This window comes from Heyndrickxia sp. MSNUG (assembly GCF_049532715.1).
Lineage (GTDB): Bacteria > Bacillota > Bacilli > Bacillales > Cytobacillaceae > Mesobacillus.
In genome coordinates, this window is sequence record NZ_CP150978.1 from 748,896 (window position 1) to 770,610 (window position 21,715).

Sequence of the window (21,715 nt, forward strand, 5' to 3'; positions counted from 1 at the left end):
GAACAGTAAAATTATTTATGACAAAATTTTTTTCGGAGAGTGAATTTTTTTGGAAGTTCCCATAGGTTTAATCATTTTATTAGGTGTTTTAATTCTTTTATCTGCCTTCTTTTCATCGGCGGAAACGGCTTTTTCCAGCGTCAATAGAATCAGGCTGAGAAATTATGTGAGTGAAGGCCGTTCTGGAAGCAAGAATGCGTTGTTTATTTCTGAGAATTTTGATGACGCTTTGTCTACAATACTAGTAGGTAACAATATAGTGAACATTGCGGCGGCAAGTATTTCTGCCAAGGTAGCTACCGATATTTTCGGACCAAGCACCGGACTTCTCATCAGTACATTTGGCATGACGATCCTGATCTTGATTTTCGGAGAAATTTTGCCGAAATCGATTGCGAAGGAGAATGCAGAAAGCTATTCCTTAAAGATCTCGGGAATCTTGCTGATGCTGATAAAAGTTCTTACGCCAGTCAATTTCTTGTTCAGCAAGCTGAAGGCTTCTGTTTCAAAGGTTTTCTCGAAGGATGGAGAGGTAACCCCATCTGTCACGGAAGAGGAAATCAAAGTGATGGTCGACATCAGTGAAGAAGAAGGTGTCATCAATAAAAATGAGCGGGAGCTAGTACACCGATCCCTGGAATTCAACGAAATACTTGTCGGTGAAGTATTAACCCACCGAATGGACATGATTACGATCGAAGTGAACCAGCCTCTCGAGGAAATCAAAGAAATCTTCTTGACGGAGAGATTTTCGCGGATCCCGGTTTACGAAGAAAATATAGATAACATCATTGGATTTTTATCGGAGCGCGAGTTTTTTGCCGAGCTGATCCAGCATAATGAAGTAAATGTACGCGAGCTGCTGCGTCAGCCGATGTTCGTTGTGAAATCAATGAAAGTTGCCACGCTGCTCCCAGAACTTCAAAGGACGAAGAGCCACATGGCCATCGTCGTCGATGAGTTTGGCGGAACATCCGGACTCATCACTTTAGAGGATATCCTGGAAGAGCTGGTAGGCGAAATCTGGGATGAGCATGATGAGAAAATCAACATCATGACGAAGATTGATGAAAACACATACGAATTCGATGCTCAGTATGATCTCGATGACTTTGCGGAATTATTCAATGTGCCGATGCCTGAAACAACGTACCACAATCTTGGCGGCTGGATCTTTGAGACGCTCGAAAGCATCCCTGAAAATGGTGATACCTTCGATTATGAAAATCTCAAAATTATAGTCCAGGAAGTAGAAAGCCATCGAATCCGTAAAATCAAGGTCGAAAGAAAGCCCGTTGTTGAGACGGAAGAATAAAAATAAGGTGGAATCAGGCTATTTGAAGCTTGGCTCCACCTTTTTTGTTGGCTGGAAAAATTATTCTCTCAATCATACGTGATAATTGCCTGGAGATTGTCTGTAATTTACCAATAAAGTTGGAGAATCTCCTGAAAAAGTTCGTTAATTGCCCCAAAAGAGAATCATAATCGTGCCGTCTTCCTTATATTGTAATTAAAACTAGCAGCATTTCGTATCCCCACCGCAGCAAGCTTCGTTTTTCTCTTCATTTTCCTCAACTTCTTTGATTTCGATCTTGCAGCAGTCTGACTTTGATTTGTTGCTGCCCATTAGAATTTGGATGAAGTTAGCCATTAAATTCACCTCCTTTCATCAATAAAATTTGATTAATTAAACGAGATAAAAGATAAATCCGGATACTGTAGACATAGTGATGACGGATAGGATGAATGCTAAGACGAGCTGCTTTTTGAAAATCGATTTTAACAGGATAACTTCAGGAAGGCTTGCGCCAGCGGAACTGATCATCATCGCCATTACCGGGCCAAGGGCCATTCCTTTTAAAATAAGCATCTGTGAAATAGGAATCATGCTTGATAAGCGGATGTATAATGGAATTCCGACGACCGCAGCGACCGGGATGAGCCACCAGGCGTCGTGGCCGAACCATTTTGTAATGAACTCCGTTGGGACAAGGCCATGGATGACGGCTCCGATGGCTGCACCAATAAGCAGGTATGGATAGACACTTTTCATTAGAGACCATGTTTCTTGAAGGGCAAAGCGCCAATTGAATTTTTGATTTGATTCTTCATAGCCAGACATCATCACATTTTTTACATAGCGCTGGAAACCAAGCTTGTCGAGAGTGAAGCCGATTGCGATTGAGAAGACACTTGTGATAACGGTGTAAAGGATCGTGACCTTCCAGCCCATTACGACACCCATGATGGTCAGTATCGTTGGATCCAGTACCGGAGAAGCGAAGAGAAATACCATGACGATTGAAAACGGGATTTTCTTTTTCAGCATATTGACCACTACCGGGATCGTGGAGCAGGAGCAGAATGGTGTGATAAAAGCGAACAAGATGGCGGCAAAGCTTGCGAATAACTTGTTGCTGCCTGTTAATTTCTTTTCAATTTTTTCGTATGGGATGTATCCTTGCAGCAGGCTGATCAAAAACGAGATCCCGATGAACAGGACTGTTAATTCAAGGGCAATCCAGAAAAAGCTCTTTAAGAATTCAATCATCTTACTCTACCTTCTTCCTTTTAGTTAAAAATGTTGTTGGGTTTGTTTAAGCGTTCGCTGGCGTTACACAGCAGTTTGGTTGTTTACTAGAGTCAGCTGGCATTGGGGTTTCTTTCATTTCGGACTGCTCGAAAAACTTCCACGCATGCTTTGCCTTTCTTTCTACTTCCTGCTGTTTTAGCTTTGCGAATGTCTGATAATCTTGATAAAACATGTATATCCTCTCCTTAATCAAATTATGTTGATTTATTAATCAAAAAAAATTGATTAATACTTTGAAAATGAAACCTAACTAACAACAGCTAGGTCTGAAAAGGCAGCAAAGCTCCGGAGATAAAAGATGATTGATTTCTTTCGTGTTGACTTGATAATAGCTCCAGGTTCCTCTCGTTTCCTTTGTAATCAGATTCGCCTCGAGCAGAATCTTTAAGTGATAAGAAAGCTTCGATTGAGGCATGTCGATCATCTCGCTTAAGTCACAAACACAGCTGGAGTCTTGCTGGCATAACAGGTTCAGGATTTGCAGGCGTTTTTGATCGGCAAGGGCTTTGAACTTTTTTTCATAATTTTCAAAGGTGCTCTGAAGCGGCGGTTCCTTAGTGGGTTTGGAGTTATTGGTCAGGTCTGTTAAAGGAATGAATTTTTCCACTGTCAGCTCTCCTTAATCAAATTTACTTGATATATTGTATTATATTTCCTGAAAAACCATTTTGCAATTATTAAATCAAAAATTTTTGATTTATTTTTTTCAATAGCAAGTTCTTGGACTTTATAAAATAAAATCACTACGTTTTTATTGATATTCGCTACAAAAACCAGGATAATTGCTACGGAAAATCCCATAATTACTACAGTTTTCAAATAATCGCTACGAAATACAAGATAATCGCTACTTTTTACAAAATTCAGGATATCTACTTTTTAAAGAAACTATTAATCCTAAACTCTTACCCCATATCACATATCAGCATAAGACGAAATATTAAAACTTTGTAAACCTCCTTTTACACGCTTGAACATATAAGCAAATCATTATATGATAATGCGAGAATCACAGGGACGTACCTACTGCCCCCGAAAATCCTTTTTTAATTCATGGAAGCATTAGATACGTCCCCATGCTTCAAGGGGGTGTAGAGGAATTGAATAAACAAATTATTGATATGGATCAGGCTGCTTCAATCCTTAAGCTGCTTGGAGATAAGACGCGGTTAACGATGATGAGAATTCTGACTGACCATGATTGTTGTGTGTGTGAGTTTGTAGCGATCTTTGAGGCGAGCCAGCCGGCGATCAGCCAGCACATCAGAAAACTGAAGGACGCAGGATTGGTAAAAGAAAGCAGAAGAGGGCAGTGGATTTTTTACTCACTGAACCAGCAGTACGAGCATTTCGAGTTTGTTCAATTGCTATTGAGTGCACTGCCAAGTCAGGAAGAAAAATTAACAGAACTTGAGCGGCAGGGTAAGAGGATTTCTTGTGATTAATGGTACACAGGAAACAAATCTTGTCGTTTGGATGAATTACGGAGGTGTTTTGATTTGTCATTAGCGATTATTGCTTCACTGATTTTTCTTGTGACTTTGACTCTGGTTATTTGGCAGCCTAAGGGGCTCGGGATTGGCTGGTCGGCAACAGGTGGAGCGCTTTTAGCATTATTATTTGGTGTTGTCTCTATACAGGACGTCGTAAATGTAACAGGCATCGTCTGGAATGCGACGCTGACGTTTATTGCACTCATTATTATTTCACTTATTTTAGATGAGATTGGTTTCTTCGAGTGGTCGGCCTTGCATATGGCAAGGGCAGCTAAAGGAAACGGAGTAAGGATGTTCATTTATGTCACCTTGCTTGGTGCAGGGGTTGCAGCATTGTTCGCCAATGATGGCGCTGCATTAATCTTGACGCCGATTGTCCTGGCAATGGTGCGAAATCTGAAGTTTGAAGAGAAAATGGTTTTTCCTTTCATCATGGCGAGCGGATTCATTGCCGATACGACTTCACTGCCGCTGATTGTCAGCAACCTGGTGAATATCGTGTCAGCTGACTACTTTAATATTGGGTTTGTCGAGTATGCTTCAAGAATGCTTGTGCCGAACTTATTCTCATTGGCAGCAAGTATTCTGGTTTTGTACTTATTTTTCCGTAAAAGCATTCCGAAAAATTATGAGCTGTCCGATATAAAAAAGCCAGCAGAAGCGATTAAGGATTTAAAAATGTTCCGATTGTCATGGCTCGTCCTTGGAATCTTGCTTCTTGGATACTTTACAAGCGAATTCGTGAAAATCCCGGTTTCGTTCATTGCTGGTGCAGTGGCTATTTTCTTCTTATTGATGGCAAGAAGAAGTCATGCCGTTCACACCTCAAAGGTGGTAAAAGGTGCGCCATGGGCAATCGTGTTCTTCTCGATTGGAATGTATGTCGTTGTTTATGGACTTCGAAATGCCGGACTGACGAAGCTTTTGGCTGATGTGATCCAGTCTGCTGCCGACCAGGGATTGTTCGTCGCAACGATTGCGATGGGCTTCATTGCGGCTATCCTGTCTTCAATCATGAACAATATGCCAACCGTCATGATTGATGCGCTGGCCATTGCGGATACTAACACAACTGGTGTTGTTCGTGAAGCGCTGATTTATGCGAATGTTATCGGATCTGATCTCGGTCCGAAAATCACCCCAATCGGTTCATTGGCAACACTGCTATGGCTGCATGTTCTTTCATTAAAAGGCGTGAAAATTTCCTGGGGCACTTATTTTAAAACAGGTATCATCTTAACCATTCCTACTTTGTTCATCACTTTGGTAGGTCTATATATTTGGTTGTTAATTATATAACAAAGGAGCTATTCAACTATGTCTAAAAAAACAATCTACTTCTTATGTACAGGTAACTCTTGCAGAAGCCAAATGGCTGAAGGATGGGCAAAAAAATATATGGGTGATGAGTGGAATGTGAAAAGTGCAGGGCTTGAAGCTCATGGTTTGAACCCTAATGCCATCAAGGCTATGAACGAGGTTGGAATCGATATTACGGGCCATACTTCTGATGTGATTGATCCTGAAATCCTGAACAATGCTGACCTTGTTGTAACACTTTGCGGCCATGCAGATGAGCATTGCCCAGTGACACCTCCACATGTTAAGCGCGAACACTGGGGGTTCGATGATCCTGCAAAAGCGGAAGGAACAGAAGAAGAAAAGTGGGCAGTATTCCAAAGCGTCCGCGACCAGATCAGCGACCGTATCAAAACATTCGCTGAGACGGGCAAATAATTGTTCACCCAAAAAAAGAAGGTGAAGAGGCAATGAGAATTACCGACAGAGCAAGAGACTACTTACAGCAAGCTTTGCATGAGATGGCCGTATCAGGAATTCGATTATATTTTGCGGGAATCAGCTGAAGAAGCTCTAAGATTGGACTGGCTCTGGATGAGCCGGAAGAAGATGATGAGTTTTTGGTGGTGAATGGAATCAGGGTAGCTGTTGATCCTTCGATTGAATATGAAGTAAAAAGTCTAACCGTAGATTTTAATGATAGGACCAAAGAGTTGGTCTTAACGAATAACAATAAAGATTTTTGTTAAGGGAAGCCGCTGTATGATGCAGCGGTTTTTATTTATGGAAATAATAGAAAAAGTGTAGTGCCCATCATGGTTTAGGTTGTTTGTAAAAAGAGCCCGATATGCTGATTTTTCAAAATGACAGGGCTCATTTCGTCGAATTTTGTAATATCCTTTGCTGTATTGTCATGTTAGCTTAAAACCACCTTTACAATGCCATGCTACGATAAAGGCAGAAAAGGAGGTTATCAACCAGTGAAAAACATGTTGAAAATACTTATGATTGGTTCCATCCTGCTATCGCTTATACCTTTAGCTTCCGTTGCAAATGGCAGCCTTTTGAGTGCGGCAGGAAAACAGGATGGCGGCATTGGAAACAGTACGAATTATCTTGACGCGGTGCCGAACATCGCAGTCGATCCAAAAGTGAACGAAATCATTTATCCTCTTTTCGCGACACCAGCCATTAAACAAAAGGGCAAAACGCTGACCGTTAAGGTGGACAGCAAAGGCGCAGAGGCTGGTGCCTGGAATGTGAAATTGAAGCAAACAAATCATTCTTCATTGACGAAGGAATATGACCTTCCTGTTCAAAAAGCAGAGGCAGGAGACTCTTATTGGAAAAAAAGCTCATCTATATATAATGTAACCGTCCAAATCCCGGACAGCGTGCCGGAAAAATTATATGATCTGGAGGTTTCTTTTACAGGGAATGGCAAGCGAATCACAGATGAGCAGCCGCACTCTGTTAAGGTAGTTGACACATTTAAAAAGGATTTCACGTTTTTACATCTGACAGATACACACGTTGGTTCACCGCGAAATCTGGGGGATCCAGATAATGTTTCTGGCACAGACCCAGCACTGGCTAAAGAAGCTGGAATGTGGGATCCGGATGAGAAGAAGCGCTGGCTTTATCTGCAAAAAACAATCAAGGAAGTAAACCTTGCGAATCCAGACTTTGTTGTTGTGACTGGGGACTTGATGTATGGGCAGATGAACCCTCAGGAATATATTTATGAGTATGAAGAGACATACCGTGTACTGCAGAAGCTGAATGTTCCTGTGTACATCGTTCCGGGCAACCATGATTATTATGCACAGGATGCCACGCTTGCTGACGGTGCGAAGTATTGGGAGCAATACTTTGGGCCACAGTATTTCTCATTTGATTATGGACCATATGCCCACTATATTGGCTACAATTCATTTGACTGGCATAAGTTTGACCGCTCAGGCAATGGTACTGTGTCCGTGCCGACATGGGGCGGGCAGATCAGGGATGAACAGCTTAACTGGGTAAAAGAAGATTTGGCTGCAAACGCTAAATCAGCACAGCCTGGGCAGATCAAAGGGTTATTCTCACATCATAATCCTTTATGGCGCGACCGCGATATCTGGCCGCAAAGCGATCCTGAAGTGCAAAGCTACTGGAAGCAATACGATGCGCAGCATAATCCGCAGTCATTATCGACGTTAGTGCTTGGTGAAAAGCTTGGCATTAAATATGACCAGCAATGGCATGGGGAGAATGCGCAGGAACTAGTCGATGTCATGAAACAGTTTAACGTGAACCTTAGCCTTCACGGTCACACTCATACAGATGATGTCACTGAAAAAGATGGGATCCTGTACACGACAACAACGGCGGTCGAGCTGACAGGCAAGCCTTGGGTAGGATTCAGACCATTTAAAATGAAGAACGGAGAGATTACCTCTTACAAATACGATGACCTTGGACATTCGATCCCCGTCTATCAAAATGGGGATACGAAAAGCGGGGTCATGTCATTTGATGCGAATTACAGTGCAGTGAATGATGGAAAAGCCACGAGCCAAGAAGCTGCTGTAACAAACAGGCTGGACAAGCCGATTACCGTAACAGTGCCATTTTATATGGCTGCAGGAAGCTACCGTGCGTCTGCCGGTTCGGTTAAGCAAAATTATACCGATGGTGCAGTGCAGTATATGGAAGTTGAAATAACGGTACCTGCGAATAGTGAGCAGAAGATCAATATAGTTAAATAGAACAATGGGCTGCCTTCTTTCAGGAGGGCAGCCCATTGTTTATGTAATATGCTTGAATACAACAGGTGAGGACAGATTTCAAAGTCGATGAAGGGCATCTTTGTTCATGTAATCGTTTTGAATTCAACTGGAGAAGACAGATTAATCAAGGTAGAAGGATGCCCATAGGCCATCGATTCATCAATGAACTCCTCGAGATGTTCCACTGACTCTGCGAGAATCTTAACTAGATAGCTGTATTGTCCTGCTAATCTATGACATTCCACGACCATCGGATGCAGTATGCAAAACTCGCGAAATTCCTTGCAGCGCTTGGAATCGAACAGGATGAAAGCCAGAACACTCTTGTTCACTTTTTTAGGATTAAGGACAGCCCGGTATCCAAGAATCGTCCCGTTTTCCTCCAATCTTTTGACACGCTCCTTCACTGCTGGAACCGATAATCCTACGCGCTTTCCAAGCTCAGTCATCGAAACCCGGCCGTTTTCCTGAAGAATATGAAGAATGTTTTGATCTACTTGGTCCATGTCTGCCACCTCGTTTTCATTTTTGAAACTTCTTGTCTATTTTTACGTCTGTATATTAGTCTATTATAAGAAAAAAAATTCCATAAGGGGAAAAAGAAATGGATCACCTGATTACAAATCTCGTGCTGGGAGCAATCGTTCTGAGTCCGGTACTGCTGCCCGCTTTAACAAAAAAATGGGTTGCGTTCTGGATTACGCTCTCAGGTTATGTGCTCTATATTTTGTGGGGTGTGAATCTTTATTTTACAGAAGATATCCAGGACTACGGCACAGGTTACGGCCTGTTTATTATTCCGTATATCATCATCTTTACGATTGTCAGCTCTCAGTTTCAGAAGCGAGCAGACAGGAAAAAGGTTTTTTAAGGGGAAATACCTGAAATAAAGTAAATTTTAAAGAAATAGGATGCAAATAACGAAGAAACTTTATGTAAATGAGATCATCCTTTAAATAAAATGATCTTATAAACATTTGAAGGGATGATGAATATGAATATTACGAAAAACGACCCATTGATTGTCATTGATGTGCAAAAGGCATTTTTTGATCCGGCGTGGGGGAACCGGAACAATCCTCACGCTGAAGAGAATATTGAAAAATTGATCCGGCATTGGCGGGAGATGGGGCGACCGATCATTTTTGTCCAGCATAGATCACGGAATAAGGATTCCTTCTTTTATTATGAAAAAGAAGGGGTGGAGTTCATGGATTTTATCCAGCTGCTTGAAGAAGATATCGTGATCACTAAATCAGTCAATAGCGCGTTCATCGGGACTGATTTGCACAGCATCCTTACTGAAATGGAAAGCAAACAAGTCGTGATTGTAGGATTGACGACGAACCACTGTGTAGAAACGACAACCCGAATGGCCGGCAATTACGGATTCAACCCAATCCTCGTATCCGATGCGACAGCTACGTTCGATCGAAAAGGTCTGAATGGCGAAGTTTTTGCGGCAGAATTGATCCATGCAATGACGATGGCGAACCTGAATGAGGAGTTTGCGGTGATTGCGGATACGGAATTTGTTATAAAAGGATAAAATTTTTGGAGGACCTTCATGGAGAGGGTTCTTTTTTATATTTGGCTCTGTTAAACAAGGCTGTTGATTTTCGTTCCAGGCGTTCGCTTTCCGCGTGGCTGGCGCTGAGCCTCCTCGTCGCTGAGCCTCCTCGTCGCTGCGCTCCTGCGGGGTCTCACCTGACCAGCTGCGCCCGCTGGAGTCTTCGCGCCTTCCACTACAATCAACTTGGGTTTAAAATCAACATTCAGCTTTAACAGAGCCTTATATTTTAACAATTAATCTGGCGAACTGGAAATTTTGCTTAAATAAATACTCCCTGTATGAAATGGGGACAACAAAGTAAACAGCATGTGAAAAAGCCCGGGCGAAACACCCGGACTTTTACCATAAGTGAGGCTTCACAACCATAAACCACAGCATCGACATCAGCAAGATGATGTAGGTCCATATTGTCCGCTTCAATTTTGCCGAAAGTTCTAACTTGTTCGCACCCTCTTCGGTGAATTTCCGAAGGGTAGGCGAGAATGCCCTTGCCAGAAAGAAAAGTGATGAAAAGAGCAATACTAATGTCATCACAATCCACGGTGTTTTCCAAGTCCATGGACCAAGAACGACAAGCAGGACTCCAGTTCCCACAAGCACATGGCCGGAGTGCATGGAAAGACGGACGACCGACTTCAATGTAGCGAGGTGGGCGCCCAATTCTTTTCCCTCAGCGGCGGGCAGTTTTTTTACAATTGGCATTAGAATGAAGAAAGGGCCAATTGAGGCGATCACGCTGGAAACGTGCAAATAAATGATGATTCGGTAAACTAAATCCATTACAAATGCCTATTATTCGTTAACAGGGCTGAACTCGTGTACCCAGACTCTCATTTGCGGAAGCCAAGGCATTCCTGGGTGGTAGGCTAAAATGGACTGCTTGTATTCTTCAACTGTTTCAAAACCTTCACGGCGCGCATCTTCATCAGTCAATTCTCCAAGAGACTGGGAATATACCTTGTCCACTACGAACTTCTTGCCTTTCAGCTCCATGATTTCGCCAACATCAGCGTAGCGGCCGTTACGGCGTGTTGCCGTCTTTTTACCTTCTAATACTTTATTAATGTCATCTTCCATTGTCACCAGACGCTCGATTTCACACGTTTTTGGCGGTAATGCGTTATTTTGTTCTTCATGGTTTGTCATTAAAAAAACTCCCTTCCGTATGTTCCTATATAATGTACCATATTTTGAAAAAGGAAAGCCAAGGGACGGCCGAAATAATCATTAAAAATAACCAACTTTAAATAAAGTGGATTTTGCTGTATTGTTATACGATACCTTATAACGGCAAAATGCAATTCCATTTAAAAAGAAAAGCCGAGTTAAATGTCATTTAAATAACTACATGATTGGAGCAGCAATGAGAATCAATAAATATATAAGCGAAACAGGTTATTGCTCTCGAAGGGCAACCAATCGCTTAATTAATGAAAAAAGAATAACCGTTAATGGAGAGGTGTGCGAACCTGGGAGGATGATCTGTCCAGATGACGTTGTCCTGATTGATGGGAAGGTCATTCCTGAAAAAGCTGAAGCAGTCTATATCGCGCTCCATAAACCGGTGGGCATTACGTGTACGTCCGCCACCCATGTAGAAGGAAATATCATTGACTTTATGAATTACCCTGGCAGGATTTTTCCGATCGGACGTCTGGACAAGGATTCGCAGGGGCTGATTTTGATGACGAATGATGGAGCCATCGTCAATAAAATGATGCGTTCCGAGTTTGGGCATGAGAAAGAGTATGTGGTGACAGTCGATCACCTGATTACCGACGATTTTTTGAAGAGAATGTCCAGAGGAATTGAGATTCTCGGCACGACGACCAAGCCTTGCGAGGTTTCGAGAATCAGTGATTATGAGTTTCGGATTATCCTCACACAGGGACTCAATCGCCAGATTCGCCGTATGGCAAAGGAGTGCGGATACAGGGTCATACGGCTTGAGCGCATTCGAATTATGAATGTGACAATGGAAGGTTTGGAAATGGGAGAATGGCGGAACCTTACTAAAATAGAATTAGCGAATATGCTTGATCAGTTAGCTGACACCGTTCACTTGTGAATGGTGTTTTTTACATTTCTGCCAAAAGATTTCAAATTAGGTGTAACATTTAAAGTGGATGAGCGTTTTAGTTATGAGAATTAAATAAAAGACTGTGTTAACGATTAAAATTGAACAGTGGCAAGTGAACGTTCGCACCGGTCAAATATAATGTGACAACTTTAAAGGGGCAATAGGATGGACTTTAGCAGAAGCAATGAACTAGATAAATTATATAGAAGGTATACAAAGTCCCTTTATTATTTTTTATTAAAGCTTTCGGGGTCACATCAGCTTGCGGAAGATTTGACGCAGGAAACATTTGTGCGTGCTACGGTTTCATTATCATTTTACAACCAGGAGGATGTTAGGGCATGGCTGTTCAAGGTGGCTCGCAATGCTTATCTCGATGAGTGGCGGCGGCGCAAGCGGAGAAAATGGGTGCCATTTGCTGATTATTTATTTTCAGGCGACGAAATGGGGAGTCCATATGGTTTGCCTGAGGATACAGCGGTCGAAGCGGAAACTTCAAACGATTTGCAGCAGCTTTTAACATATTTGCCCGAGCAGTATCGCGCGATTTTGTATTTGCGCGAGATCGAGCAGTTCAGCTATCAGGAGATACAGGAAGCATTGGATCTTTCCGAAAATCAAGTGAAAGTGACGCTTCATCGGGCGAGAAAACGGCTGGGGGAAATCGCCGAAAAACAAGGTTGGAAGGTGGATGGACATGGAGTGGAATAAGGATCTGGAAAAGAAAATCCTTTATAAATACCGATTTACGTTAACAGTAAGGGTAATCAAGGTCATTGCTGCAACGCTGTTTTTCTTTTGGCTGTATATGCTATTGGTAAGCCTTATTTATGATGGAACGCAGCTAGGGGAAAAGCACGCTTTTTACAGCAAGGTGGCGATGGATTGGACCCAGCCGAACATGGAAGAGGACTTCGGCGGCTTAGATTCGATTGAAATTACACCCTTCCTGACGCAGAAAATTTCTTACCCTATTTACAAAAGGGTAGGAAAAGAAACCGTTCGTGCCGGTGAAATGAAGCAGGCAAAGTCATTGCTTAACACTTTTTCTAAAAGAAATATCGAATTTGCGGAACCGAAAACCGAGAAAGAATACAATTTCTATTTACCAGAGGATCCGAGGACAGGGAAAAGTCTTGAAGAAAATGAAGTTCCCGGTATATGGAACAGACTTGAAAAAGTGGATGAAGGGACGGTAGCGGAGCTCAGCTTTTCAACGAAAACGTTCATGAAGCCTGAGGAGCTTTACGAGATTTTGAAACCATACGATGTCGATGTGCTATGGATGCCATTGTATGCCGGCGAGCTGAAGGATTTTGAAACAAGCTGGGGCGGTGGAGGAGATTCCATTTCGTTATTTTACAATTTTGGTTTTACTGGCGGGAGAGAAACGAACAATGATTTCAATTCTCAAACGAAGCTCAGCTTTGAACCAGATCATCTTAATGAAAACAAAAAGCTGATGCTGAAGCAGATGAACGAGCTCCTCGAAAATGAATCAGAAAGCTATCGGGAAAACTTCCTCGGACTGGACCATTTAGAAGAACGCTATAACTATCTGATGAAAAATGGATTTCAAGTGTACGGAGCCGTCGTGACAGGCCCTGTGAAAGAGCTGCTGAAATTGAGGGATTTGGAACAGATCCAGGGGGCAGACCTGGGAAAAATGACTTATTGGAATTGGGAAGAATAAAATTATGGCGGAAGCAAGAGTCAACCGGGACTTTTGCTTCTTTTTTTGCGTTTGAAAATATACTAAAATAAGTATTTCTAGTAAAATGGAATTAGGGAAAACACATTTGTATTCCGGAAGATTTTTTACAAGAATGACAGCGCGGGCAAATAAAAGCGGGACTGCTAACGACTTAGTTAGTTTGGGAGATGAGTGGGATGTATAAAAAATTCGAGACGATTGAAGAGCTGAAGAGAGGCGTTTACCTTTGGCTACTGCCGGTTATTACGCTTGCTCTGATCATTAACAGCTTTTTGAATAATAATAGCCTTTTTGATACAATCGTCAATTCTACTCTTATTGTCTCGTTCTCAGCCAGCTGGATCATGGCGTGGATGAATCGCGGGGTCCGTTTTACCGAATATTTAAATGTGCTGTTAGTCAGCTTGTATCATGTCATTACCTTGTTTGAAGTAGTCCATAATGATATGTCGAAAACTGGTGGATCCCTCGGTGACTTCATTGTGTGGATGCCGCTGATCATCATGTTTTTCTTTTTGATACTCGGTACGAAAAAGGGATTTTACTTTTCAATTTTTATCTTCCTGACCACAATGGCGATCGGCCTTGCTTATGGCAGCCAGCTTTCACCGGAGGCAATCGATTCACTGACGCAATTCCATGCGGCGAATTTCGTCTATATCCTAGTACTTTACTATACTCAGAATGTGTTCCGTGCTTTTTCAGAGCGTGATTTCTTTAAAAAGCATGCATTTATCGATTCGTTGACAAGAGTCGCCAACAGGCACCAGATTGATATCTGGCTTGAAGAGAAGCTTGAGAACGCAGAAGAAAATGAGCATTCATTCTCGATCATCTTCTTTGATATCGACCATTTTAAAAAAGTGAATGACATCTTTGGCCATAAAATTGGCGATTGTGTCTTAAAGGAACTTTCCGCAATCGTTTCTGGCAAACTATCAGAAGACGATCTGTTTGGCCGCTGGGGCGGTGAGGAATTTATTCTGATCACGAATAGTAACGGGAAACAGGCTTTGGAAAAAGCAGAGCATTTCCGTAAATTAGTTGAAAAGCACCAATTCAAAGAAGCTGGGCAATTGACTGCAAGCTTTGGAGTCACTGATTTTCAGCCTGGCGACAACATAGACTCGCTGCTGAACCGAGCGGATGAAGGCTTGTATTTATCAAAAAATAGCGGCAGGAATAAAGTCAGCATGATTTAACCATTCTCGAATGTGAGGATGGTTTTTAATTGGATAAAAATTATTGATTAAACTCTATAGGAATTGTGGTAAGATAACTATGGTTATCAATCTTTAAAAATGGTTTTATATGTAATCGCTTACATGGTAACTGGGATATATAAAGTTCCAGTTTTAATAGAATATAAGGAGTAGTGCATCATGAAATATCGGTCTGCATTTGATATTATAGGTCCGGTGATGATCGGGCCTTCCAGTTCACATACAGCAGGCGCTGCCAGAATCGGGCGAGTGGCGCGGACATTATTCGAAAAACAGCCGGCGAAGGCAGTCATTTCCCTGTACGGTTCGTTTGCCAAAACATATAAAGGCCATGGAACAGACCTGGCGCTTGTCGCCGGAATCATGGATTTCGATACATTTGACGAACGGATTCCCGATGCGTTAAAAATTGCCGAACAAGTTGGTTTGGAAGTTGAATTTATCACAGAAGATGCCGTGACAGAACATCCGAACACGGTAAAAATAAACCTATTTGATGGCGAAGGCAAAGAGTTAGAAATTGTCGGGATATCAATTGGCGGCGGAACGATTGAGATCACAGAAATCAATTCGTTCAAGCTGAAGCTTTCCGGAGCTAATCCAGCGATCCTGGTTGTTCACCAGGATCGATTTGGACTGATTTCCGCTGTAACGAGCGTCCTGTCAAAATATGAAATCAATATTGGACATATGGAAGTCTCCAGGAAAGAACGCGGAGACGAGGCGGTCATGGTAATCGAAATGGACCATAAAATCGATGACGGCGTGTTTGCGGAATTGAGCTTCTTGCAGGGAGTTACGCAGGTTATTCGGTTGGTGGATTAAATCGGCTGTAGATTGTTCTATAGTGCCGGTTAGCTTAATAGTTTCAGAGTGGAGTATTATTCTCATAGTGTTAAAAGTAAAATTCAGGAGGACAAGCCATGTTTCGGAATGTAGCCGAGCTTGTTGAATTAGCAGAAAAGAATCAAGTGAAAATCGCCGAAATCATGATTCGGCAGGAGATAGAAGTTTCTGGCCGGTCGCGCGAGGACATTATTGCCCAGATGGACAACAATCTGTCTGTCATGGAACGAGCGGTTGAACGAGGCTTGAATGGAGTTAAATCTCATTCAGGTTTAACTGGCGGAGACGCAGTATTACTGCAAAAGTATATTGATAGCGGCAAATCGCTGGCTGGCAATCTATTATTGGATGCCGTCAGCAAGGCCGTCGCTACGAATGAAGTGAACGCTGCCATGGGAATCATTTGTGCAACACCAACGGCAGGCTCTGCCGGAGTTGTACCTGGAACATTGTTTGCCGTGAAGGATAAACTGAACCCAACTCGTATGGAAATGATCGAATTCTTGTTCACGACGGCAGCGTTCGGTTTTGTTGTCGCAAACAACGCTTCCATTTCCGGAGCAGCCGGTGGATGCCAGGCAGAAGTAGGTTCCGCTGCTGGAATGGCCGCAGCCGCAATCGTTGAAATGGCTGGCGGCACGCCGCAGCAATCATCTGAAGCCTTTGCAATTACATTGAAAAATATGCTTGGTTTAGTCTGTGACCCAGTTGCCGGATTAGTCGAAGTTCCATGTGTAAAGCGGAACGCAATGGGCGCATCCAACGCCATCACCGCTGCCGACATGGCACTGGCTGGCGTCACAAGCAGAATCCCATGCGACGAAGTCATCGGAGCCATGTACGCCATCGGCCAAACAATGCCATCCGCACTCCGCGAAACAGCAGAAGGCGGATTAGCAGCCACACCAACAGGCCGCCGCCTAGAAGAAGAAATCTTCGGCAAACCAAAAGCAAAACTAGTCGACTACCTAATAAAATAAAGAACTTTAACACAGTAAAGCGGTGGGGGTCTGACCCCCACCGCTTTACTGTGTTAAAGGGGATATTCTTTTCTTACTATTACTCATTTCTTCTTGCTCTTTACGTTAACGTCAATGATATAATTAATTTACTGATTATTCTGTGAAAAAGAGGTTTTCGCATCATGTATACAATTTCTGATTTGGCTGAGGAGTTTGGGGTGACGACGAGGACGATTCGGTATTATGAAGAGCTTGGTCTTTTGAAGCCTCAGCGTTCTGATGGAGGCCGCCGCTTATACACTGGCAAGGAATACACCCAATTAAAGCTCGTGCTGCGAGGGAAGCGCTTTGGTTTTTCGCTTGATGAAATCAAGGAGATGGTTCTTCTCTTTGACGAGGATCGAACAGGTGAGAAGCAGCTGCATCGTACGATTGAATACGGCAATGAGAAGCTGGCCGAAGTGAACGAAAGAATCGCTGAATTGGTGGAAATCAAAGAGGAGATTGAAAGACTGCTATCAGATTTTAATGGAAAACTCGATGGAATGAAAAGGGGGGTCAAGTAGATGAACTTTTATCAAGACGAACCGCAATTTCGCGCTTTGCTGAAGGAGTTGTTGGATGAGGAATTTTTTAAGTATGCGGACCGGGAACTCGAGGCGTTTGGTGAGAAGTGTGCCAATGAAATTGACCAGCGCGCCAGATTCACCGATCGTGAAGGCCAGCCAAAGCTGATTAAATTTGATGCTTATGGCGAAGACATTTCTGAGGTATGGGTGAATGAGGGCTACCGCCGGACCGTGGAGGAATCCTACAACACCGGGATTGTGGGCTTTGTTCACAAGGAAATTCCCGAGCTGGGCCGAAAAGGAAACTATATCTATTCCTACGCCCAAGGTTACCTGCTTTCCCAGACTGAGCCAGGCTTTTACTGCCCGGTAACACTGACGATGGCCACAGCTTACTTGCTTGATGAATATGCCTCACCAGAACTCAAAGAAAAATTCCTGCCGCACGTGCTATCAACTGGAGAGACCACACTCTTTGAAGGTGCGACCTTTCTGACAGAGAGGCAGGGCGGATCTGATGTTGGAGCGAACCTCGTGAAGGCAGTCAAGGCAAAGGACGGCTACAAGCTTTACGGTGAAAAATATTTTGCCTCCAATGCCGGTATGTGCGGAGTCGCGATGGTTTTAGCAAGAAAAGAAGGAGCCGCAGCCGGCACAAAAGGATTGACGCTGTTCGCAGTCCCATGGCGCAATGAAGACGGTTCGCTGAATGGCATCAAAATTCGCAGGCTCAAGGATAAGCTTGGTGTAAAGGCAGTCCCTTCTGCTGAAGTAGAATTCGAGGGCGCGCAAGCCTATGTGGTCGGCGATCCATCCAAAGGCTTTTATTACATGATGGAAGCACTGAACCTATCAAGGGTGTGCAACACAGTCGCATCACTCGGAATCATGAGGCGCGCCTACAGTGAGGCAAGTCAGTATGCTTTTAAGAGAGATGCATTTGGTAAGAAGCTGGCAGACTTTCCGATGGTTAAAGACTCGCTGGTAAAAATGGCTGTGAAACTCGAGGTGGAAACCCGAACCTTGTTTAAATATCTGCCGCTTTTTGAAAAAGTAATGAGAAACGAAGCGGGAGTTACTGAAAAAGACGTCGTCCTCAACAGGCTTTACATCGCTCTTCTAAAAAAAGAGACCGCAGAGCAGGCCGTCCATTTTGCGCATGAAGCGATTGAAATGCATGGTGGGAATGGCTATATTGAAGACTTTGTCACACCGCGTCTCCTCAGGGATGCCCAGGTACTGACCGTTTGGGAGGGGACCGCAAACATTCTTGGACTTGAAGTTCTGCGTCTATTAGAGAAATTCAACGCGGGAGAGCTATTTTTACAGGAAATGAAAACGCGTATATCAACCATACATGGTAAATTTGCTGAACAAGTCCACACCGGAATGGAGCAGCTGGCAAAGCTGTTAACTGCACTTGAACAGGCCACACCTGATCATAAGACATTTCATTCAAAAAGGGTTGCCGAGCTGATGGTGAATATTTTTGAAAGTGTTACGGCACTTGAGTATGCAGCCAGTGGAGATCAGCGGGCGCCGAAGGTGATGGAAGTGTATATCGAGCATACTTGGGAGACACCATACACGTTTAAACAAAATATGAAAACGGTAGACTATTTTACTGATCTCGTTCAAGTTACAAACTTAGAAAAAATAGGACTTTCATAATAGTTTTTAATTTTACTATTAGCAGGATCATTATTATGATTCTGCTTATTTTATTTTCGACAGGTTAGTAAAGTTATTCTCAGTATCTCACATGAATTTTGCTGAAACTGATAGAATAAGATAGTTTTATCATATACTGTGAAAAATCCGTCTGCTAAATTCCCCATAAACTGATTTTGTCTGTCGGTAAATGAAAAACGAATCTCCTTGTCCCACTATTATTTTCCGAATAGTATGTAATTACGGCCGTAATTAAGAGAATCAGGGAGTGGATAAATTGAAGAAGGTTTTAAAAACTAGTCTATCATCTGTAGTACTTGCTGGTACATTGTTCGCTGGTTTTCCTAGTGCTTATGTACCTAAGGAGATTGATGTTTTACATAAGGCGGAAGCCCAAAAAAGTCACTCTCAAACTTCACTGGATTTAGCAATTATCAATGATGATAAATTGATTGAATCATTTATCAAGCAAGGACTTCTATCAAAAGATGCCTCAGATGCCGAAAAGCAAAAATTCCTTAAAAACTATTTAGCCTTAAAGGGAAAAACAACTGAAAGCAAAGAGTCAGATCCTCTTGCAGCAAAAGTGAAAGCTTCCCAGGCTGAAAAACAAAAGAAATTTAAAGACTTCAACAATGGCTTGCTGAATGGCAAAGGGGAAAAGAAAGGCCATTTGAAGGGGAACCCTGACCCAGTAATTGAAACCGCTTACAATGGTGAAAAAAGAGAAGACAAAGTATTAGTGCTTGCTGTTGAGTATGCAGATTTTGCTCACAATAACATTAAAGCGGATGAAACGGACAATTACTATAAGGACTATCCTCTTTCACACTATGAAGATATGATTTTTGGGGAAAATGGGGTTGAGGGACCTAATGGTGAGGACCTTGTTTCCATGAAGCAATTTTATGAACAGCAATCAGGCGGAACCTATTCTGTTGATGGAAAAGCGTATGGCTGGCTGAAGGTACCAGGAACAGCTAAATTTTATGGTGCTGATAGGGCTACTGGTGGACATGATAATGTTACTCCAGGGGGATCCAAACAGTTAGTAGTTGACGCCTATAAAGCAGCACTGGCGGCAGGAGTCCCTGTAGACGATTATGACTTAGAAGATCCTCATGATTTGGATGGAGACGGAAACCTGCTAGAACCAGATGGACTTGTTGATCACCTAATGATTATCCACTCTGGGGTTGGACAGGAAGCTGGGGGCGGATCACTTGGTAACGATGCAATCTGGTCTCACAGATCAGCAAAATTTGTTGATTTAGACGGACTAGGATCTGGAAAGCCAGGGTTCTATGATTACACAATGATGCCAGAGGATGGCGCGACAGGCGTGTTTGCCCATGAATACGGTCATGACCTTGGTTATCCTGATGAATACGATACGATTTATTCGGGAACAGGTGAAGCTGTAGCTTATTGGTCGATTATGGCAAGCGGATCCTGGGCCGGCAAGATTCCGGGAACAGAACCAACAGGTTTCTCACCAATGGCAAAATCTTATTTCCAATCACAATTAAAAGGAAACTGGACGAATGATACAGTTGAAATTGATTGGGAAGATGTATCTACGAAGGGTACACAAGTATTGCTTGATCAAGCGAATTCGCCAAATGGGAAGAATGCGATTACAGCTAAAATAAATCTTCCACAAAAGAAAACATTCATCAATACACCTGCTACAGGCACCTATGAATACTGGGGAGGCCAGCAGGATGAAATCGATACCAATATGGTCACAACAGTTGACCTAACAGGTAAAAGTTCTGCAACATTAACATTTGATGCCTGGTATGATATCGAAGAACAATGGGATTTTGCTTTTGTTCAAGTTTCAGAAGATAATGGCGCTACATGGAAGTCTATAGGAAATGCAAATACACGTTCAGACGTTGTTCCAGAAGGGTATCCTACGATTCTAAATTCCATGCCAGGATTCACAGGGAATTCTAATGGATGGAAAGCACAATCATTTGATTTAGCTGCTTATGCAGGCAAAAAGGTTCAACTTCGCCTTCGTTATGCTACTGACTGGGGCACTTCAAATGCAGGATTCTACGCTGATAATATTAAAGTCGTTGCCGACGGAAAAACGATTGTGGAAGACGGTGCAGAGGGTACAACATCTTCATTTACTTTAAAGGGATTTGAAAAGTCAGATGGTAACAAGTACTCTGACCATTACTATCTATTGGAATGGCGTAACCATCAGGGAGTCGACACAGGCCTTGCAAATATCAAACGCGGTCAATCCCTAATGAGCTATGACGGCGGATTAGTAGTTTGGTATGTTGACCCAACGTTCACGGATAACTGGACAGGAGTACATCCAGGTGAAGGTTTCCTAGGCGTGGTCGATGCTCATCCAGAAACGAGTCTTGTATGGGATATTAATAATGGCGATGACATGCAAGCATCATCTCGCTACCATATTGCTGACGCTGCATTTGGCTTGAATCCAACCTCAGGTTTAGATTTAATTTATCCGACTCAAACCTTAAACTTGGATTCCCAAGAGAGAGTGACCCTATTCGACGACAGCAATAACTTCCTTAACACATTCATGCCAGATGCAGGCCGCAAGATTGGCAACTATGGCTTGAAGGTTCGTGTTAATGGCCAGGCTACAGATAAGTCTGTAGGCTCAATTGTAATCTATAAATAATACCAGAACCTCTTGTTGTAACTGTTTGTGAAACAGTTACACAGGAGGTTTTTTTGTATGCAGTTAAATATTAAAAACCGGGAAAAGGAATAAACTAACTGCTTGTATCTTTTCCCAGTCATAGGATATAAACTTTTAACAATGCAATTTATTAAAGTCTGCAAACACTTGAGTAGTGCTCCTGGAAGGCACTAAGTAACCAAGTGTTACCACTCCGAATAGAAGAGGGCTAAACCAAACC

Annotated in this window: 23 protein-coding genes; 16 read left to right on the top strand and 7 right to left on the bottom strand. The window is 42.7% G+C overall.

Features of this window, described 5'->3' with window-relative positions:
• Positions 1 to 49 precede the first annotated feature (49 nt).
• Positions 50 to 1,315, top strand: a complete 1,266-nt coding sequence (locus AABM38_RS03700; protein ID WP_423409192.1) for a hemolysin family protein — start codon at positions 50 to 52, stop codon at positions 1,313 to 1,315.
• A gap of 201 nt (positions 1,316 to 1,516) precedes the next feature.
• Here AABM38_RS03700 and AABM38_RS03705 read toward each other — a convergent pair whose 3' ends face one another.
• The 4 genes from AABM38_RS03705 to AABM38_RS03720 form a co-directional block, all read right to left on the bottom strand.
• A complete protein-coding gene (locus AABM38_RS03705; protein WP_423409193.1) occupies positions 1,517 to 1,651 on the bottom strand; it encodes a hypothetical protein in 135 nt (44 codons plus the stop codon).
• Positions 1,652 to 1,687: 36 nt separating this feature from the next.
• Positions 1,688 to 2,551: a permease gene (locus AABM38_RS03710; protein WP_423409194.1), complete on the bottom strand. Its 864-nt coding sequence runs from the start codon at positions 2,549 to 2,551 to the stop codon at positions 1,688 to 1,690.
• Positions 2,552 to 2,597: 46 nt separating this feature from the next.
• The gene (locus tag AABM38_RS03715) at positions 2,598 to 2,765 is read right to left on the bottom strand and encodes a hypothetical protein (protein WP_423409195.1); all 168 of its coding nucleotides are present in this window, start codon (positions 2,763 to 2,765) and stop codon (positions 2,598 to 2,600) included.
• Positions 2,766 to 2,843: 78 nt separating this feature from the next.
• Complete coding sequence (locus tag AABM38_RS03720) at positions 2,844 to 3,173, bottom strand: ArsR/SmtB family transcription factor (protein WP_423410641.1); 330 nt, start codon at positions 3,171 to 3,173, stop codon at positions 2,844 to 2,846.
• Positions 3,174 to 3,669: 496 nt separating this feature from the next.
• On the opposite strand from AABM38_RS03720, the gene AABM38_RS03725 reads away from it, so the two are divergent.
• The 4 genes from AABM38_RS03725 to AABM38_RS03740 all read left to right on the top strand — a co-directional run bounded on the left by AABM38_RS03725 (position 3,670) and on the right by AABM38_RS03740 (position 8,141).
• On the top strand, positions 3,670 to 4,038 hold the full coding sequence (locus tag AABM38_RS03725; protein WP_423409196.1) for an ArsR/SmtB family transcription factor: 369 nt from the start codon (positions 3,670 to 3,672) through the stop codon (positions 4,036 to 4,038).
• A 54-nt stretch (positions 4,039 to 4,092) separates the two neighbouring features.
• The gene (locus tag AABM38_RS03730; RefSeq protein ID WP_423409197.1) at positions 4,093 to 5,388 is read left to right on the top strand and encodes an arsenic transporter; all 1,296 of its coding nucleotides are present in this window, start codon (positions 4,093 to 4,095) and stop codon (positions 5,386 to 5,388) included.
• An 18-nt stretch (positions 5,389 to 5,406) separates the two neighbouring features.
• A complete protein-coding gene (arsC, locus tag AABM38_RS03735) occupies positions 5,407 to 5,826 on the top strand; it encodes an arsenate reductase (thioredoxin) (RefSeq protein WP_423409198.1) in 420 nt (139 codons plus the stop codon).
• 551 nt (positions 5,827 to 6,377) lie between these two features.
• Complete coding sequence (locus AABM38_RS03740; RefSeq protein ID WP_423410642.1) at positions 6,378 to 8,141, top strand: metallophosphoesterase family protein; 1,764 nt, start codon at positions 6,378 to 6,380, stop codon at positions 8,139 to 8,141.
• 104 nt (positions 8,142 to 8,245) lie between these two features.
• Here the strand turns inward: AABM38_RS03740 and AABM38_RS03745 are convergent, their stop codons facing one another.
• Complete coding sequence (locus AABM38_RS03745) at positions 8,246 to 8,668, bottom strand: Lrp/AsnC family transcriptional regulator (RefSeq protein ID WP_423409199.1); 423 nt, start codon at positions 8,666 to 8,668, stop codon at positions 8,246 to 8,248.
• 98 nt (positions 8,669 to 8,766) lie between these two features.
• Here AABM38_RS03745 and AABM38_RS03750 point away from each other — a divergent pair, with 98 nt between their 5' ends.
• Positions 8,767 to 9,033 (top strand): hypothetical protein, encoded by a 267-nt coding sequence (locus AABM38_RS03750; RefSeq protein WP_423409200.1) that lies wholly within the window; start codon positions 8,767 to 8,769, stop codon positions 9,031 to 9,033.
• A gap of 129 nt (positions 9,034 to 9,162) precedes the next feature.
• The gene (locus AABM38_RS03755) at positions 9,163 to 9,711 is read left to right on the top strand and encodes a cysteine hydrolase family protein (protein ID WP_423410643.1); all 549 of its coding nucleotides are present in this window, start codon (positions 9,163 to 9,165) and stop codon (positions 9,709 to 9,711) included.
• A 363-nt stretch (positions 9,712 to 10,074) separates the two neighbouring features.
• Here AABM38_RS03755 and AABM38_RS03760 read toward each other — a convergent pair whose 3' ends face one another.
• On the bottom strand, positions 10,075 to 10,515 hold the full coding sequence (locus tag AABM38_RS03760; protein WP_423409201.1) for a hypothetical protein: 441 nt from the start codon (positions 10,513 to 10,515) through the stop codon (positions 10,075 to 10,077).
• A 12-nt stretch (positions 10,516 to 10,527) separates the two neighbouring features.
• Positions 10,528 to 10,881: an ASCH domain-containing protein gene (locus AABM38_RS03765; protein WP_423409202.1), complete on the bottom strand. Its 354-nt coding sequence runs from the start codon at positions 10,879 to 10,881 to the stop codon at positions 10,528 to 10,530.
• A 217-nt stretch (positions 10,882 to 11,098) separates the two neighbouring features.
• Between AABM38_RS03765 and AABM38_RS03770 the strand changes: the two genes are divergently transcribed.
• The 9 genes from AABM38_RS03770 to AABM38_RS03810 all read left to right on the top strand — a co-directional run bounded on the left by AABM38_RS03770 (position 11,099) and on the right by AABM38_RS03810 (position 21,474).
• A complete protein-coding gene (locus tag AABM38_RS03770) occupies positions 11,099 to 11,803 on the top strand; it encodes a pseudouridine synthase (protein ID WP_423409203.1) in 705 nt (234 codons plus the stop codon).
• A 177-nt stretch (positions 11,804 to 11,980) separates the two neighbouring features.
• The gene (locus AABM38_RS03775) at positions 11,981 to 12,526 is read left to right on the top strand and encodes a sigma-70 family RNA polymerase sigma factor (RefSeq protein ID WP_423409204.1); all 546 of its coding nucleotides are present in this window, start codon (positions 11,981 to 11,983) and stop codon (positions 12,524 to 12,526) included.
• On the top strand, positions 12,513 to 13,508 hold the full coding sequence (locus tag AABM38_RS03780; RefSeq protein WP_423409205.1) for an anti-sigma factor: 996 nt from the start codon (positions 12,513 to 12,515) through the stop codon (positions 13,506 to 13,508). Before AABM38_RS03775 ends, AABM38_RS03780 begins: the two co-directional genes overlap by 14 nt.
• Positions 13,509 to 13,705: 197 nt before the next feature.
• Positions 13,706 to 14,731, top strand: a complete 1,026-nt coding sequence (locus tag AABM38_RS03785) for a GGDEF domain-containing protein (protein WP_423409206.1) — start codon at positions 13,706 to 13,708, stop codon at positions 14,729 to 14,731.
• A gap of 180 nt (positions 14,732 to 14,911) precedes the next feature.
• Entirely contained in the window at positions 14,912 to 15,577 is a 666-nt protein-coding gene (gene sdaAB / locus AABM38_RS03790; protein ID WP_423409207.1) for an L-serine ammonia-lyase, iron-sulfur-dependent subunit beta, read from the top strand.
• 98 nt (positions 15,578 to 15,675) lie between these two features.
• A complete protein-coding gene (sdaAA, locus tag AABM38_RS03795; protein WP_423409208.1) occupies positions 15,676 to 16,578 on the top strand; it encodes an L-serine ammonia-lyase, iron-sulfur-dependent, subunit alpha in 903 nt (300 codons plus the stop codon).
• A 164-nt stretch (positions 16,579 to 16,742) separates the two neighbouring features.
• Positions 16,743 to 17,126 (top strand): MerR family transcriptional regulator, encoded by a 384-nt coding sequence (locus AABM38_RS03800; RefSeq protein ID WP_423409209.1) that lies wholly within the window; start codon positions 16,743 to 16,745, stop codon positions 17,124 to 17,126.
• Positions 17,127 to 18,800: an acyl-CoA dehydrogenase family protein gene (locus AABM38_RS03805; RefSeq protein WP_423409210.1), complete on the top strand. Its 1,674-nt coding sequence runs from the start codon at positions 17,127 to 17,129 to the stop codon at positions 18,798 to 18,800. It abuts the gene before it with no gap.
• A 268-nt stretch (positions 18,801 to 19,068) separates the two neighbouring features.
• Positions 19,069 to 21,474, top strand: a complete 2,406-nt coding sequence (locus AABM38_RS03810; protein ID WP_423409211.1) for an immune inhibitor A domain-containing protein — start codon at positions 19,069 to 19,071, stop codon at positions 21,472 to 21,474.
• Positions 21,475 to 21,715: the final 241 nt, after the last annotated feature.

Excerpts from the sequence above, each read along its gene's own strand:
- AABM38_RS03770 (WP_423409203.1), top strand. The coding sequence starts at position 11,099 with ATGAGAATCAATAAATATATAAGCGAAACAGGTTATTGCTCTCGAAGG.
- arsC (WP_423409198.1), top strand. The coding sequence starts at position 5,407 with ATGTCTAAAAAAACAATCTACTTCTTATGTACAGGTAACTCTTGCAGA.
- AABM38_RS03775 (WP_423409204.1), top strand. The coding sequence starts at position 11,981 with ATGGACTTTAGCAGAAGCAATGAACTAGATAAATTATATAGAAGGTAT.
- AABM38_RS03760 (WP_423409201.1), bottom strand. The coding sequence starts at position 10,515 with ATGGATTTAGTTTACCGAATCATCATTTATTTGCACGTTTCCAGCGTG.
- AABM38_RS03725 (WP_423409196.1), top strand. The coding sequence starts at position 3,670 with ATGCTTCAAGGGGGTGTAGAGGAATTGAATAAACAAATTATTGATATG.
- AABM38_RS03750 (WP_423409200.1), top strand. The coding sequence starts at position 8,767 with ATGGATCACCTGATTACAAATCTCGTGCTGGGAGCAATCGTTCTGAGT.
- sdaAB (WP_423409207.1), top strand. The coding sequence starts at position 14,912 with ATGAAATATCGGTCTGCATTTGATATTATAGGTCCGGTGATGATCGGG.
- AABM38_RS03800 (WP_423409209.1), top strand. The coding sequence starts at position 16,743 with ATGTATACAATTTCTGATTTGGCTGAGGAGTTTGGGGTGACGACGAGG.
- AABM38_RS03745 (WP_423409199.1), bottom strand. The coding sequence starts at position 8,668 with ATGGACCAAGTAGATCAAAACATTCTTCATATTCTTCAGGAAAACGGC.
- AABM38_RS03805 (WP_423409210.1), top strand. The coding sequence starts at position 17,127 with ATGAACTTTTATCAAGACGAACCGCAATTTCGCGCTTTGCTGAAGGAG.
- AABM38_RS03705 (WP_423409193.1), bottom strand. The coding sequence starts at position 1,651 with ATGGCTAACTTCATCCAAATTCTAATGGGCAGCAACAAATCAAAGTCA.
- AABM38_RS03785 (WP_423409206.1), top strand. The coding sequence starts at position 13,706 with ATGTATAAAAAATTCGAGACGATTGAAGAGCTGAAGAGAGGCGTTTAC.
- AABM38_RS03740 (WP_423410642.1), top strand. The coding sequence starts at position 6,378 with ATGTTGAAAATACTTATGATTGGTTCCATCCTGCTATCGCTTATACCT.
- AABM38_RS03715 (WP_423409195.1), bottom strand. The coding sequence starts at position 2,765 with ATGTTTTATCAAGATTATCAGACATTCGCAAAGCTAAAACAGCAGGAA.
- AABM38_RS03765 (WP_423409202.1), bottom strand. The coding sequence starts at position 10,881 with ATGACAAACCATGAAGAACAAAATAACGCATTACCGCCAAAAACGTGT.
- AABM38_RS03710 (WP_423409194.1), bottom strand. The coding sequence starts at position 2,551 with ATGATTGAATTCTTAAAGAGCTTTTTCTGGATTGCCCTTGAATTAACA.
- AABM38_RS03780 (WP_423409205.1), top strand. The coding sequence starts at position 12,513 with ATGGAGTGGAATAAGGATCTGGAAAAGAAAATCCTTTATAAATACCGA.
- sdaAA (WP_423409208.1), top strand. The coding sequence starts at position 15,676 with ATGTTTCGGAATGTAGCCGAGCTTGTTGAATTAGCAGAAAAGAATCAA.